This window comes from Negativicutes bacterium, from assembly GCA_018052945.1.
In the GTDB taxonomy this organism is placed as follows: Bacteria; Bacillota; Negativicutes; order JAGPMH01; family JAGPMH01; genus JAGPMH01.
Window position 1 is genome coordinate 1 of the sequence record JAGPMH010000017.1, and the last position, 14,917, is coordinate 14,917.

General features: G+C 34.9%; 13 protein-coding genes and 1 other annotated feature. Of the genes, 12 read left to right on the forward strand and 1 reads right to left on the reverse strand.

All coding sequences use genetic code 11. The features are described 5' to 3' along the window. A partial coding sequence (locus KBI38_04110) for a hypothetical protein (protein ID MBP8629253.1) occupies positions 1–1,170 on the forward strand: 1,170 nt, incomplete at its 5' end. A gap of 107 nt (positions 1,171–1,277) precedes the next feature. Here the strand turns inward: KBI38_04110 and uraA are convergent. Further along, complete coding sequence (gene uraA, locus KBI38_04115) at positions 1,278–2,525, reverse strand: uracil permease (protein MBP8629254.1); 1,248 nt, start codon at positions 2,523–2,525, stop codon at positions 1,278–1,280. Between the two features lie 262 nt (positions 2,526–2,787). On the opposite strand from uraA, the gene nrdR reads away from it, so the two are divergent. From nrdR to ileS, 11 genes are all read left to right on the forward strand, one after another. Next, complete coding sequence (gene nrdR, locus KBI38_04120; GenBank protein MBP8629255.1) at positions 2,788–3,261, forward strand: transcriptional repressor NrdR; 474 nt, start codon at positions 2,788–2,790, stop codon at positions 3,259–3,261. After that, positions 3,262–5,199, forward strand: a complete 1,938-nt coding sequence (gene nrdD, locus KBI38_04125) for an anaerobic ribonucleoside-triphosphate reductase (protein ID MBP8629256.1) — start codon at positions 3,262–3,264, stop codon at positions 5,197–5,199. It begins immediately after the preceding gene. Between the two features lie 5 nt (positions 5,200–5,204). Next, positions 5,205–5,717 carry an anaerobic ribonucleoside-triphosphate reductase activating protein gene (nrdG, locus tag KBI38_04130; protein MBP8629257.1) on the forward strand — a complete coding sequence of 171 codons (513 nt, stop codon included), beginning with the start codon at positions 5,205–5,207 and terminating at the stop codon, positions 5,715–5,717. A gap of 132 nt (positions 5,718–5,849) precedes the next feature. Next, positions 5,850–7,577 (forward strand): TIGR03960 family B12-binding radical SAM protein, encoded by a 1,728-nt coding sequence (locus KBI38_04135; protein MBP8629258.1) that lies wholly within the window; start codon positions 5,850–5,852, stop codon positions 7,575–7,577. A gap of 10 nt (positions 7,578–7,587) precedes the next feature. After that, positions 7,588–8,397, forward strand: coding sequence for a peptidoglycan editing factor PgeF (pgeF, locus tag KBI38_04140; protein ID MBP8629259.1), 810 nt, complete (start codon positions 7,588–7,590; stop codon positions 8,395–8,397). 111 nt (positions 8,398–8,508) lie between these two features. Then, positions 8,509–9,204 carry a YggS family pyridoxal phosphate-dependent enzyme gene (locus tag KBI38_04145; GenBank protein MBP8629260.1) on the forward strand — a complete coding sequence of 232 codons (696 nt, stop codon included), beginning with the start codon at positions 8,509–8,511 and terminating at the stop codon, positions 9,202–9,204. 11 nt (positions 9,205–9,215) lie between these two features. Beyond that, a complete protein-coding gene (locus KBI38_04150) occupies positions 9,216–9,689 on the forward strand; it encodes a cell division protein SepF (GenBank protein MBP8629261.1) in 474 nt (157 codons plus the stop codon). A gap of 8 nt (positions 9,690–9,697) precedes the next feature. Further along, entirely contained in the window at positions 9,698–10,510 is an 813-nt protein-coding gene (proC, locus tag KBI38_04155; protein ID MBP8629262.1) for a pyrroline-5-carboxylate reductase, read from the forward strand. Further along, a complete protein-coding gene (locus KBI38_04160) occupies positions 10,510–11,295 on the forward strand; it encodes an RNA-binding protein (protein MBP8629263.1) in 786 nt (261 codons plus the stop codon). Before proC ends, KBI38_04160 begins: the two co-directional genes overlap by 1 nt. 10 nt (positions 11,296–11,305) lie before the next feature. Beyond that, positions 11,306–11,779 carry a DivIVA domain-containing protein gene (locus KBI38_04165; protein MBP8629264.1) on the forward strand — a complete coding sequence of 158 codons (474 nt, stop codon included), beginning with the start codon at positions 11,306–11,308 and terminating at the stop codon, positions 11,777–11,779. Positions 11,780–11,821: 42 nt separating this feature from the next. After that, positions 11,822–12,029 (forward strand) — a binding site (T-box leader). A gap of 37 nt (positions 12,030–12,066) precedes the next feature. Next, positions 12,067–14,859 carry an isoleucine--tRNA ligase gene (gene ileS, locus KBI38_04170; GenBank protein ID MBP8629265.1) on the forward strand — a complete coding sequence of 931 codons (2,793 nt, stop codon included), beginning with the start codon at positions 12,067–12,069 and terminating at the stop codon, positions 14,857–14,859. Positions 14,860–14,917 lie beyond the last annotated feature (58 nt).

Consider the following 14,917-nt stretch of genomic DNA (forward strand, 5'->3'; position numbering starts at 1 on the left):
GTTGGCGTAGGTACGGCTGTATTTAGACAATATGAAGACCCTCGTCAAGTATGGGAAGGATCAAAACTTTCCTTACCAGAAGTAACTGTATTTGGTACTTCGGCTAATGACTTGATTCAAACTAAAAATAAAGCAACTCAAGTGCTAGCTGGTGATGGTGACGATTATGTTACTGTTGATAGCGTTGGAAGCTTAGTTTCCGGTGGCAATGGCAATGACTATTTATTTGGTGGTGCCGGTGATGATTATTTAGCTGGTGATGCTGGCAATGATTATTTAAGTGGTGGTGCTGGTAATGATATCTTATACGGCGGTGCTGGTAATGATGTCTTAGATGGCGGTGCTGGAGCTGATATTCTTTGTGGTGGTGCTGGCGATGATGTGTTAATTTGGTCAGCTGGTAATGATATTTTATGTGGTAATGAAGGCAACGATACTTTAGTTGTTAGAAATGGCGTTTCCGGACAATCATCAATGAAATGGGAACGTAATTTCACTAACTTTGGTAACGATGTAGTTGAAATTGAAGGTGCAATGGCTGCTGGCAGTAGCTTATTATTTAACTTTGCTGATGAAATTCGTTTTGCTGATATGCAATGGAAGCAAAATGGTAATGACATTGTTATGGTTGATAAATTGGGTACAGCTGAGGCGACAGTTACTTTTAAAGATGCATTTGCTAAATTTGGACAAAATCAAGGTAAAATGGAATTCCAATTTACCAATGGTCGTTTATACCTAGATGATGAACTTTATAGTGTGGAAGCTGGTAGTGGTACAATTACTGCTAGCGCTGATGCTAAACATAAAGGTAGCATCATGGTAGGTTCGGCTGGAGCTGATACATTAGTTTCTGGTAAAGGAAATGATGTAATGTTCGGCGGAGCAGGAGCTGATAAATTTGTCTTTGGGAATACTTTTGCTACAGACAAAATTATCGGTAGTGATAGAAGTGATGTAGTAGCATTTAGCAATGTTTTCAACAGTGCTGAATATACTGTGGCTAAATCTGGTAATGATTTAGTAATTTCTTATCAACAATCTGGCTTATCAACAGTAAGTTCTGTTACAGTTGCTGATTGGTATGCAACTGGTGAGCATGTAAATACATTCTCATTTAACAATGTAAATTACACAGTTGATAGCAATAACAAATTTGTAAAAAAATAATTAATCCCAAACAGTAAAAAGGGTGAGCAAAATTTAAATTTTGCTCACCCTTTTGCTATATAAAAAAAGCTGTGACATGATATCACAGCTTTTTGACTATTAATAAATTATTTTGAATCTGCTCTTAATGATTCAATACATTTAAAAGATAAGCTCAATATTATAGCAACAACAGTTGATAAGGCCATTCCTTTTAAAGTAACACTACCTAAAGTAACATGAGCATTACTAACACCTAAAATTAAAATTACAGAGGTTAAAATTAGGTTACTTGGTTTATTATAATCTACTTTTGACTCAACTAACATTCTAATCCCGGAAGCTGCAATAACTCCAAACAGCAACAATGATACACCACCCATAACGGGAACTGGAATGCTTTGAATAGCAGCTGCTAATTTACCAACAAATGATAGAACAATAGCGATTACTGCAGCACCGCCAATGACCCAAACACTATATACTTTGGTAATTGCCATTACCCCAATGTTTTCACCATAAGTTGTATTAGGTGTAGAACCAAAAAAACCGGAAAGCATTGTTGATAATCCATTACCAAGCAGTGAACGATGGAGTCCCGGATCTTGCGTAAGGTCTTTACCGACAATATTACCGGTAACAATTAAATGACCAATATGTTCGACGATAACCACTAATGCTGCCGGTAGTATTATTAAAATTGCCCCTAAATTAAATTCAGGAGTATAAAGAGTCGGCATTTCAAGCCAAGGAGCTTTGGAGATTGCTGATAAATCAACTATGCCCATAAAGAAAGATAAAATATAACCGCTAATAACACCGATTAAAATTGGAATAATTGCTAAAAATCCGCGAAAAGCCACTGTTCCAAAAACTGTAACTAACAAAGTGAAGATTGAAACGGTTATTATTGTTGGGTCAATTACTTCTGCGGTCAATCCTGCCATTCCCGCTGCTGTTGGTGCTAATTCCAGTCCGATAACGGCAACGATTGCGCCAATGGCAGCCGGTGGAAAGACAATATCAAGCCATTTTGTACCAATTGCTTTAATACTTAAAGCTACCAAAGAGAAAATTGCACCGACCACAATAAAGCCTCCCAGAGCAGCTTCATAGCCGTATTGTGGAAGTACTAAAAATACCGGTGATAAGAATGCAAAACTTGAACCTAAATAAGCTGGAATTTTACCTTTGCAAATAAACAGATAAATTAAAGTTCCAATGCCGTTAAATAATAAAATTGTTGCTGGATTTACTTTAAACAAAATAGGAACTAAAACAGTAGCGCCAAACATGGCAAATAAGTGCTGAAAGCTTAGGGGCAGTGTTTGAAGAAAAGATAATTTTTCTTCTACTTGGATAACACGATTACTCATTCCGATAGATCTCCTTCTCATAATCTTTAAAAATTACTCATTACAATTTAACATAAAACGATAACAGTGTCTATAAAATAACATTATATTAGGAAGAAAAATTCCTAAATATTTTTTTTGCTAAAAAATTTTAATGGCAGGAAAAATACAAGATATGGCGTAATATTAAAAAGTGTTGCACTATATATAGTGAAAATAGGACTAGCTTTTTTTGCTAAAAGTGATATAGTAAATATTAGCTCAAATGATAGGAGAGAAAAATATGCGTTGTCCTTTTTGTAATATCGGCGATAGTAAAGTTATTGATTCACGTTCGGCTGAAGATGGCAATACTATTAGAAGAAGAAGAGAATGCTCTTCTTGTAATAAGCGATTTACAACTTATGAAGTTGTGGAACAATTACCATTAATGGTCATTAAAAAAGATGGACGAAGAGTTCCATTTGAACGTGAAAAACTCTTATCAGGCATTGTTAAGGCTTGTGAAAAAAGACCGGTTTCAATTGGTAGTATTAATATGTTGGCTACTAATATTGAAAAGGACTTAAAAAATACGATGGATCGAGAAATTCCTAGTCAAGATATTGGCGAAACTGTAATGAAGTATTTAAAAGATTTTGATCAGGTTGCATATGTCAGATTTGCTTCAGTCTATCGGCAGTTTACTGATGTTGGCAATTTTATGAAAGAGCTTGAAACTTTAATGAAGTCAAATAATTTAAAAGGAGATGGTTAGATGTTTACAAAAATAATTAAGAGAGATGGTCGGGAAGAGTCTTTTGATGAACGCAATATAACGGATGCTATTTTTAAAGCAGCACAAGCGGTGGGCGGTGCTGATCGAGAAATAGCGATGGAACTAACATTAGATGTATTAAAGGAATTGAAAAAGAAATATGCCGGCGAAGTTTTTTCGGTAGAAGACGTGCAAGATGTTGTGGAAAAAGTTTTAATTGAAACCGGTCATGCTAAAACGGCGAAAGCTTATATTTTATATCGTGCTCAAAGAACTAGAATGCGTGATGCGCAATCAGAATTAATGGATGCAGTAGCGGATATTTTAGTTGAAACTAGCAAAGAAAATGCTAATGTTTCTAATTCTCCTTCAGCTAAAATGTTACAAATAGCCAGTGCTGCCAGCAAAGCATATTATTTAAATAGATTAATTCCTGAAAAATTTTCTAACGCACATACCAGTGGAGACATTCATATTCACGACTTAGATTTTTATGGAAAAACATTAACTTGTGTTCATATCCCGCTGGGGAAATTACTGAACAGTGGTTTTGATAATGGACATGGTTATATTCGTATGCCTAAAAGACCGGCATCAGCTACAGCATTAGCCGCAATTATTTTACAAAGTTCGCAAAATGATATGCACGGTGGTCAATCATTTGCGTTCTTTGATAAGGATATGGCACCGTTTATGGCCAATGCGACTGATGAAGAAATATATCAAGCAATGGAAGCTTTAATTTATAATTTAAATAGTATGCATAGTAGAGCTGGTGCACAGGTGCCTTTTTCTAGCTTAAATATTGGTACTGATACATCGGATTTAGGACGAAAAGTAATTAAAAATATTTTGTTAGCTTATGAAAAAGGTCTTGGTAATGGTGAAAATCCAATTTTCCCTAATATTATTTTTAGAGTTAAAGAGAATATTAATCTTAATCCGGGAGATCCGAATTATGACTTGTTTAAATTAGCAATCAGAGTTGCTGCGCAAAGATTAAATCCAACCTTTAGTTTTATGGATTCTTCGTTTAATAGACCATATGGTGATCAAGTTGGTTATATGGGATGTCGTACTAGAGTTATGGCTAATATTTGTGGTCCGGAAGTTAGTGATGGTAGAGGAAATCTCAGCTTTACTACTATTAACTTACCACGCTTAGCAATAAAAGCTGAACGTGACTTAATGAAATTTTACCAAAGCTTATCTGATTTAATGGACATGACTAGTGAACAGCTATATCATCGTTATCAGGTTCAGGCGAACTTAAAAGTTAGGGATATGCCGTTTTTAATGGGACAAGGGCTATATCTTGACTCTGATAAGTTAGAGCAATATGATTCCATTGAAAGTGTTATAAAACACGGAACATTATCAGTTGGTTTCATTGGGTTGGCGGAAACTTTAGTTGCTTTGACCGGTAATCATCATGGCAGTAGTGCTGATGCCCAAAGTTTAGGGGAAGAAATTGTTGCATTTATGCGTAATAAAATGGATAAAGCAATGGAAAAATATGGATTAAACTACTCCTTGTTGGCAACCCCAGCCGAAGGCTTATCAGGACGGTTTGTAAAAATGGATCGTCGTATTTTTGGGGAGATTGCAGGAGTTACTGATAAAGAGTATTATACTAACTCCTTCCATGTTCCAGTAAGTTTTAATATAAGTGCACAAGATAAAATTAAAATTGAAGGGGTTTATCACAAATATACTAATGCCGGACATATTAGTTATGTTGAGTTTGATGCTCCGCCAGTTAATAATTTAAGTGCGGTTGAAGATTTAATCAGATATATGAAGGAATGCGATTTTGGATATGCCGGTATAAATTTCCCAATTGATTTTTGTGAAAGCTGTGGTTATATCGGAGTTATTGACACTGACTCTTGTCCAGGCTGTAAAAAAGCTCAAGTACGTAGAGTGAAAAAAGCTTAAGTAAGGTGGTTGCGTTGTTAAGAATATCAGGAATAATTAAAGATAGTATTGTTGATGGTCCGGGGTTACGGTTTGTTGTTTTTACGCAAGGTTGTAACCATAACTGCTTAGGCTGTCACAATCCACAAACTCATGATTTAAAGGGTGGTTATGAAATTAGTGTAAGTGAATTGGCAGAAATTATGGCAGAACAAAGACTGATAAGGGGTGTTACCTTATCTGGTGGTGAGCCATTTTTACAGGCCGAAGCGCTAATACCTTTTGCAACTATCGTTAAGAAAAATAGTTTAAATTTAATAGCTTATACGGGTTATTACTTTGAAGATTTGCTAAAGTTAAGTGCTGAAAACACTAACATTATGGAATTGTTAAAATATATTGATGTCTTAATTGATGGCCCGTTTGTTTTACAGCAGAAAGATTTAAGCATTCCTTTTAGAGGATCAAAAAATCAAAGACTTGTTGATGTTAAAAGGTCGCTAGAGACTGGTAATGTGGTGACTTTAGCACAAATATAAAAATAACTTGTGCAGTTAGTATATTTATAGTAGTTTATAAATAGGTTTAGCTAACTGATAGTTATCATTAGTTCTATAACAGTGGCTCACTCCGGTGAGCTACTTTCTATTTTGTAAAGTGGAGTGATTATATTGTCATGGTTCTTACAAACTAAGATGAAAGATTTATTAGCAGCAGAAGCTTGTAATGGTGTAATAAAAACCGGCGCAAAGGAAAGTTTTGCGCTAATGTACCCTAATAATTATAATGTTGGAATGTCTAACTTAGGCTTTCAAATAATATATAATGTAATTAATAATCGAAAAGATACTATTTGCGAAAGATTTTTCTTGCCGGAAAAAAAGGATATTGCCGAGCACAAAAAAACTAAAACCCCGCTCTTATCATTAGAAAACCAAAGAGCGCTATATGATTTTGCAATGATCGGCATTGCCATAAGTTTCGAAATGGATTATTTTAATATATTAACGTGTTTAGAGCTAGGGAAAATACCGTTGCTAACTAAAGACCGAACTAAGTTTGATCCGATTGTTATTGCTGGGGGTCCTTGTGCTACGTTTAATCCCGAACCATTAGCTGATTTTATTGATGTTTTTATAATTGGTGAAGGTGAAGAAGTTGTAAATAATATTTTAGATAAATATTATGAAGGTAAAGCACAAAAGTTAACTAGAACTGAAATATTACATAATATCGCCTTTATTAAAGGTGCTTATGTTCCATGTTTTTATAAATTCACAATAAATGAAAGTAATATAATCGAGAAAATTGAGAATGATAACGCGCCGGAAAAAATCGAAAAACAATGGGTTAAAAACTTGGATGATTATCTTGGCCATTCAGTGATAACAACTGCTAACACTGAATTTAAAGATATGTTTTTAGTTGAGGTTTCAAGAGGGTGTGGCCGTCATTGTCGGTTTTGTATGGCGGGGTATGCCTTTAGAAAACCTCGTCAACGAAGTCTCGAAAATTTATGTAAAATAATAAATGAAAATAATTTACAAGGGAAAAAAGTTGGACTAATGGGAGCGGCTGTTTCGGACTATGAACATATTAATGAATTATGTGAAAGTATTTTTCAAAAAGATTTAAAAATGTCAGTGGCGTCGCTTAGAGCGGATTCGTTAACTTGTGAAATGGTCATGGCGTTAGCCCAAAGTGGTTTAAAAACAATAACACTAGCTCCAGAAGCTGGCAGTGAACGATTAAGGAAAGTTATCAATAAAGGTATAACATTAGAAGACTTACAACAAGGGGTAATCTTAGCAAAAAAAGCCGGTATTAATAATATTAGATTATATATTATGGTGGGGTTACCATTTGAAGAAATAAGTGATATCGAAGAAATTATCACAATGGCAAAAAATGTTAGAGGATATATGGATGCAGTTGGTAGTAGAGGTAAATTGACTTTAAGTGTTAATCCCTTTATTCCTAAACCGCAAACCCCTTTTCAGTGGTTGCCAATGGAAAATTTAAAAAGTATTACAAAAAAAATAGATTATTTACAAAAAGAAATAAAGAAAATTATTGGCGTGGAAATTATCGCCGAATCACCTAAAGAAGCTTATATTCAAGCTGTTTTGGCACGAGCTAATAGAAATATTGGGAAATGCATTTTAAAAACACATCAACTAGGTAGTGTGAAGAATTTTAAAAATGTGCTAAAAGATGCTGGTTTAACAGAAGAAAAAATTTTGTATCGTGAATTTACTGAAACTGAAATACTACCTTGGCATAATATTGATATTGGGGTTACTGTTGATTATTTTAAACAAGAGCTAACCAAAGCGAAAGAGGGACTTCAAACTATTGCTTGTTTTGACGGTTGTAAAAGATGTGGAGTCTGTAAATAAGAGGGATAATATGAAATTTTATTTAGAAAAAAATGAAAAATGTTGGAATGGCAAATTCTCGCATTTCCCTAAGAATGAGATAATTCATGCTATTTCTAGTAGATTTAATGGCTATAGTATTGGTGAGTTTAGTGGGTTGAATTTAGCAATGCATAATGGTGATAACAATAAAATTGTAGCGAAAAATAGAATGTTATTTACCCAAAGTTTAGGTCTTGAGGTAAAAGACATTGTTACGGCGCAACAAACACATAGTAATAATGTGGTAATCGTTACGGCAAAGATGAGCGGACTTGGTGCTGTTGATTATGCTTCGGCTCTTGCTGATACTGATGCTTTAATAACAAATGTTAAGAATCTACCATTAATGATGTTTTTTGCTGACTGCGTGCCGGTATTATTTTATGATCCTAAGAATAAGGTTGTTGCAATTAGTCATGCTGGTTGGAAGGGAACAGTTTCTAAAATAGCTCAGAAAACAGCAATGATGATGAGAGAAAATTTTGGTACAAATTTTAATGAACTATTAGTTGGAATTGGCCCATCAATTGGTAGCTGTTGTTATCAAGTTGGAGTTGATGTAACAACTAAAGTTAGGGCAAACTTTAGTTTAGCATCAGAGCTTTTAACCGAAAAAAATGATGCTGTTTTTTTAGATTTATGGCAAGCTAATAAATTGCAACTATTAGAGATTGGTTTAAAGGAATCTAATATTGTAAGCAGTAGTGTTTGTACCAATTGTAATTCAGAGTTATTTTATTCATATCGTGCCGATAACGGAAAAACAGGACGAATTGCCGCCATAATTTCATTGAAATAGTGAAAAATATCCTACAATAGTCTCAAAAATAAGGTTTTTTTTTGATATAATGCTGGAGTGAAAGGAAATTAAGGCTTATGAGCGAATAATCATAAGATGGGGGCGTTTAACGTGATAGTGGAAAATTTAGCAATTGTTCAAGAAAAAGTTCAACAAGCCTTAAATAATAGGTTAAATGAAAAGTTTGATCAAACGGTAAAGCTAATAGCAGTAACTAAAAATAATGATATTTATGCTATGAGAGAAGCGATTGATGCTGGGATTAAGGTTGTTGGTGAAAATAGAATACAAGAAGCTTTAGATAAAAAAAAGGAACTTAATAGAACAGTGGAGTGGCACCTAATTGGTCATTTACAAACTAATAAGGTAAAGCAAGCTGTGTTAAATTTTGATTTAATTCACTCGGTAGACAGTGAGCGCCTTGCTGTTGAGATTAATAAAGTTGCAAATAGTCTTAATAAAGTTCAAGAAATCTTAGTGCAGGTTAATGTTGTTAATGAAATAAGTAAGTTTGGGCTTAATATAGAACAGGTAAACTCTTTTATTAAGACCATTAGTCAGCATGAAAATTTAAAAGTTGTCGGTTTAATGTTGATTGCACCTTACTATGAAAATCCGGAAGAAGCCAGACCTATCTTTCGCAAACTATATGAACAATTTATGGAAATAAAAAATCAACAAATTCTAAATGTTGAGATGAAATGGCTTTCCATGGGTATGACTAATGATTATCAAGTTGCAATTGAAGAAGGTGCTAATATTATAAGAGTTGGCACCGGAATTTTTGGCCAACGCAAAGATGTATAGGAGGAAAATATATGGGTTTTATGGATAAAATATGGGGAGCATTAGGCTTAATTGAGCATGATGTTAAAGAAGATATGCCGAAAACTAGTGATAGTGCTGATTTGAAAATGAAGAAGAATAATAATATCGTTAGTCTACCTAGTACTCAGCAAAATGCTAATAATCTTGGATCAGCAGTAGCACCAACTAATAATAAGCCGATAAAAGTAATGGTAGTAGAGCCGTTTACTTTTGATGATGCACAACATATTGCGGATCACTTAAAGAATCGTAAGCCAGTTGTTGTTAATTTAGAAAGTACAGAACCGGAAGTTGCAAAAAGAATGATTGATTTTATTAGTGGGACTACGTATGCTTTGGGTGGAACTATTCAAAAAGTAGGCAATAATATTTTTTTATGTGCACCGGTTAATGTTGATGTTGATTATGAACTTCCTCAAGATGAAGATATTGATAAAATAATTGCACCATGGAAGAATAAGTAGGAGGATTTATTTTGGAAAATTATAATATTGGTTTTGTTGGAGGCGGAGCTATGGCAGAGGCTCTGCTTAGTGGTATTTTACAAAAAAAATTGGTGAAATGCAGTAGTATTTTTGTTAGTGAAATAGTAGCTGAGCGTCGACAATATTTAAGCGATAAATATAATATTAATGTTTATGAGACTGCACAAGACCTTGTTGCAAAAGTTAATATATTATTTTTAACGGTGAAACCTCAAGTCGTAGCTAATGTCTTGTCAGAGTTACAACCTATAGTTAAAAAAGATACTTTAATTGTTTCAGTGGTAGCTGGGTTGAAAATTGACAAAATAGAAGCAGCTTTTAAAGGAAATGCTGTTGTTAGGGTAATGCCCAATACTCCAGTTGCTGTAGGGGAGGGTATGACTGCGTTAGCCTTAGGAACTAATGCACAAGCTACAGATGGTGAAATTGCACAAAAAATATTTAATGCTGTTGGTAAAACGGTGCTATTAGGAGAAAGTTCAATGGATGCTGTTACAGGTCTTTCTGGCAGTGGACCGGGTTATGCTTTCGTTATTATTGATGCATTAGCCGATGCTGGAGTTAAAGTTGGTTTAACGAGGAAAGATGCAATAACTTTAGCGGCGCAAACATTATTAGGATCGGCTAAAATGGTTTTAGAAACGGGTGAACATCCAGCTAAACTACGTGATATGGTCACATCGCCAGCCGGTACTACTATTGCGGGCATTCATGTATTAGAGCAAGCCGGTTTAAGAGCCGCTCTAATTGATGCGGTGGAAGTTGCGACACTTCGTTCAAAGAATATGGGAGAAAAATAATGTCTGTTCGTGAAAAAATTACAAGGTATTATTCAGGCACCGATGGTGCTGAAGTTGCTGCTAAATTAATGGATGCAGCTGAGTTGGTTAATAAAAATAGAAAATACAAAGTTAGTGATTTTCTAGATCCGTATGGCCTTAGTGTTGCCGAAACAATAATTGCACATTTTCCTAATCTAAAGTTTACTGCAGAAGGTGGATATTTTGGTGCAGAAAGACAACGTGGGGCAATTGTTCATGAAGACTTTTTAGGTGAGATTGAATATGGTTTAACTGTGGTAGCTGTGACTTGGAATGACAAATATCATAATTTGGCGCATCGTGATGTTTTAGGATCAGTCTTGGGCTTGGGAATTAGCCGAGATGTTGTTGGTGATATTTTAATGCGCAACGACCATTGCAAAATAATATTAACCAAAGAAATTTTCCCATTTGTATTACAAAATTTAACCCAAATCAGTAATGCTGGTGTAAGTGTAGCAGAAGCTGAGCTTTCGCAAATTGAACCAAAGGAAGAGCGGTGCAAAGAAATTAAAACAACAATTGCTTCTTTAAGACTGGATGCAGTTGCGGCGGCTGGCTTTGGAGTATCACGCAGTAAAATAAGCAATGATATTGAGGCTGATAAAGTTAAAGTTAATTGGCAACCGGCCAAAAGTTCATCGCAAGTTATTAAAGAAAGTGACATTGTTTCAATGCGTGGTCGTGGACGCATTGAAATTGAAGAGATTAGAGGACAAACTAAAAAGGGTCGAATTAGCATAGTTTTAAAAAGATTTATTTAGGAGGTAAGTTATGCTTACACCACTTGATATACATAATAAAGAATTTAAAAGAGGGTTTAGAGGTTATAACGAGGAAGAGGTTGATGAATTTTTAGACCGCGTTATAAAAGATTACGAGCAATTGTATCGTGAAAATATTGATTTAAAGGAAAATATTGAGCGACTTAATACTAAGGTAGATCATTTTAAACATTTAGAAAATACATTGCACAATACGCTAGTAGTTGCGCAAGAAACAGCAGAAGGAGTCAGGGCTGCTGCGAAAAAAGAAGCGGAGTTAATTGTGAAAGAAGCGCAAGCGACAGCGCAAAAAATGATTTATGATGCCGAAGAAAAAGTGAAAGAAACCGCTACTGATTGTGATAAAATTAAAAAGCAAGAGCAAGCTATTCGTGCACAAATAAAAAATTTATTATTGACACAATTAGAATTATTAAAAAGCTCAGAAGAACAACCAGCTTATCAAGATAAAATAATTGACTAAAAGTTAATTAGCAAGTATAATAACAAAAGTGTAATATTGATAGAAAAAGCTATGATGGAGATAGTAGTCAAAATTTTATTTCCCAGCGAATCGGGGATGGTGTGAGCCTGACGGAATATTTTTGATGAAAATCACTCCGGAGTTGTGGACTGAAATTAGTAGGTCTAACCGTCTAACGAGCGTTAAAGCGTCTTAAAGTGACTTTATAGTTATTAGGGTGGTACCGCGAGAACAGCCTCTCGTCCCTTTGGGATGGAGAGGTTTTTATTATTTTGGAGGTGTTTCATTTGGATTATAGTAAAACGTTAAATTTACCAGAAACTGAATTCCCAATGAGAGGTAATTTGCCGGAGCGTGAGCCGAAATTATTGGAATATTGGAATGAACATAATATTTATGCAAAAAGAGGAGAGAAAGCAAAAGGAAAAGAAAAATTCATTTTGCATGACGGTCCTCCGTATGCCAATGGTCGTATTCATATGGGTACTGCTTTAAATAAAGTGTTAAAAGATATTGTTATTAAATACAAGTCTTTAGCAGGGTTTGATACACCATATGTTCCGGGTTGGGATACTCATGGTTTACCAATAGAACATGCTGCTATTAAAATTTTAGGATTAAATCGTCATGAACTTGATCCATTGCAATTACGTCAAGAGTGTAAAGATTATGCTTTGAAATGTCTTGATATGCAAAGAGAAGATTTTAAAAGATTAGGTGTTTGTGCTGATTGGGCGAACCCTTATATAACTTTATTGCCAGAATATGAAGCGAAACAAATTGAGGTTTTTGGCAATATGGCTAAGAATGGTCATATCTATAAAGGTTTAAAAACAGTATATTGGTGTACTTCTTGTGAAACTGCTTTAGCAGAAGCTGAAGTTGAATATGCTGAGAAAAAATCACATGCAATTTATGTTAAATTTCCGTTAGTTGATGCAAAGAATAATTTACCGGCCGGTGTTGACCAGGATAAGGTTTTTGCTATAATTTGGACGACAACACCATGGACATTGCCAGCTAATGTGGCAATTGCTGTGGGTCCGGAATTGGAGTATTCTTGGGTTAAAATTGGTGAGGAAGTTTATTTCTTTGCAACAGGTTTATTAGAGCAAGTTGTTAAGGATGCTAAAATTGAAAGTTATGAAGTTATTGGCACGGCGATGGGGAGTGACTTAGTTGGAATGGTCTTTAGTCATCCTTTATTAGAGCGCCAATCGCCAATTGTAAAAGCGGATTATGTAACACTAGAACAAGGTACTGGTTGTGTTCATACTGCCCCGGGGCATGGTCAAGATGACTTTGAAACTGGACTGAAAAATAAATTGCCAATTATTTGTCCGGTGGATGGTGCCGGTAAATTTACAGCGGAAGCTGGTAAATATGAAGGTTTAGCGGTTGAAGATGCTAATGTTCCGATTATTAAAGATTTAGCAGCTAGTGGCAAATTATTTGCTAAAGGGTCTATTCGTCATCAATATGCCCATTGTTGGCGTTGTAAAAGTCCAATTATCTATCGAGCAACAGAACAATGGTTTGCTTCAGTAGATGGTTTTAGAAAAGAAGCGCTAGCAGCTATTGAAAATGTTAAATGGATTCCTAGTTGGGGTCGTGACCGAATTCATAATATGGTTGTAGACCGACATGATTGGTGTATTTCGCGTCAGCGAGTATGGGGATTACCGATTCCGATTTTCTATTGCAAAAAATGTAATCAACATATTATTAATGATGATACAATAACTGCTGTAAAAGAATTATTTAGAAAAGAAGGTTCCAATTCATGGTGGTCGAAAACTGCTGAAGAAATATTGCCTAAGGGAACTTCTTGCCCGCATTGTAGTCACGAAGAATTCCGTAAAGAAACAGATATCATGGATGTTTGGTTTGATAGTGGCTCCAGCCATGCCTCGGTATTAGAGCAACGAGAAGAGTTACAATATCCAGCGGATTTATATTTAGAAGGTAGTGACCAACATCGTGGTTGGTTCCAATCATCACTATTAACTTCAGTTGCGACTAAAGGTGTCGCACCATATAAAGCTGTTTTAACACATGGTTTTGTGGTTGATGGTGAAGGTAAAAAAATGTCTAAGTCCGTAGGAAATGTTGTTTATCCACAAGATGTTATTGATCAATATGGTGCTGATATTTTAAGATTATGGGTTGCTTCAGCTGATTATCAAGCTGATATTAGAATATCCAAAGACATTTTAAAACAAATGTCAGAAGTTTATCGTAAAATCAGAAATACTTTCCGCTATTTGCTTGGAAACTTAAATGATTTTAATCCAAATAATGATAAAGTTGCTTATGCTGAATTAACTGATTTAGATAAGTGGGCATTATTAAGATTAGAACAAGTCAGAGCACATGTAACGAAAGCTTATGAAAATTATGAATTCCATGTGATTTATCATACTATTCATAATTTCTGCACTATTGATTTAAGTTCAATTTATCTTGATATTTTAAAAGATAGATTATATGCTTCTTTACCTAATGATAAAAAGCGTAAAGCTGCACAAACTGCAATGTACGAAATTTTACATACCTTAGTTAAATTGGTAGCGCCGGTATTAACTTTTACGGCAGAAGAAGTTTGGCAAAACATGGCTAAAGAGGAAGTTGCTACAGATAGTGTGCAATTAGCTGAATGGCCAGTGGCAAAAACTGAATACTTACAACCTGAGGTTGAAGAAAAATGGGCTGGTATTTTAGAAATTAGAAGTGAGTTAACAAAAGCTTTAGAGATTGCTCGACGTAATAAGGTTATTGGCCATCCGTTAGATGCTTGCGTCGAAATTTATGCTAAAGACGATTTGTTGAATAAACTTCAAGGGTTAGTAAATGAATTGCCGGAAATATTAATTGTGTCGCAAGTTAAAGTTATTGAAGGTAATGATGATAATTTTGCTCAAGCAAGTTATCAAAGTGCCGAAATGTCATTAGCGGTCAACGTAGTGCTAGCAACCGGACAAAAATGTGAGCGTTGCTGGATTTATAGTGATTCTGTTGGTGCTGAGGCTGAACATAGTACTTTGTGTAAGCGTTGTGCTGATGTTGTTAAGGAAATGTAAAAAAACGGGGGATTAACCCCGTTTTTTTATTTACTAGTAAATGTTTTTTTTGGTATTA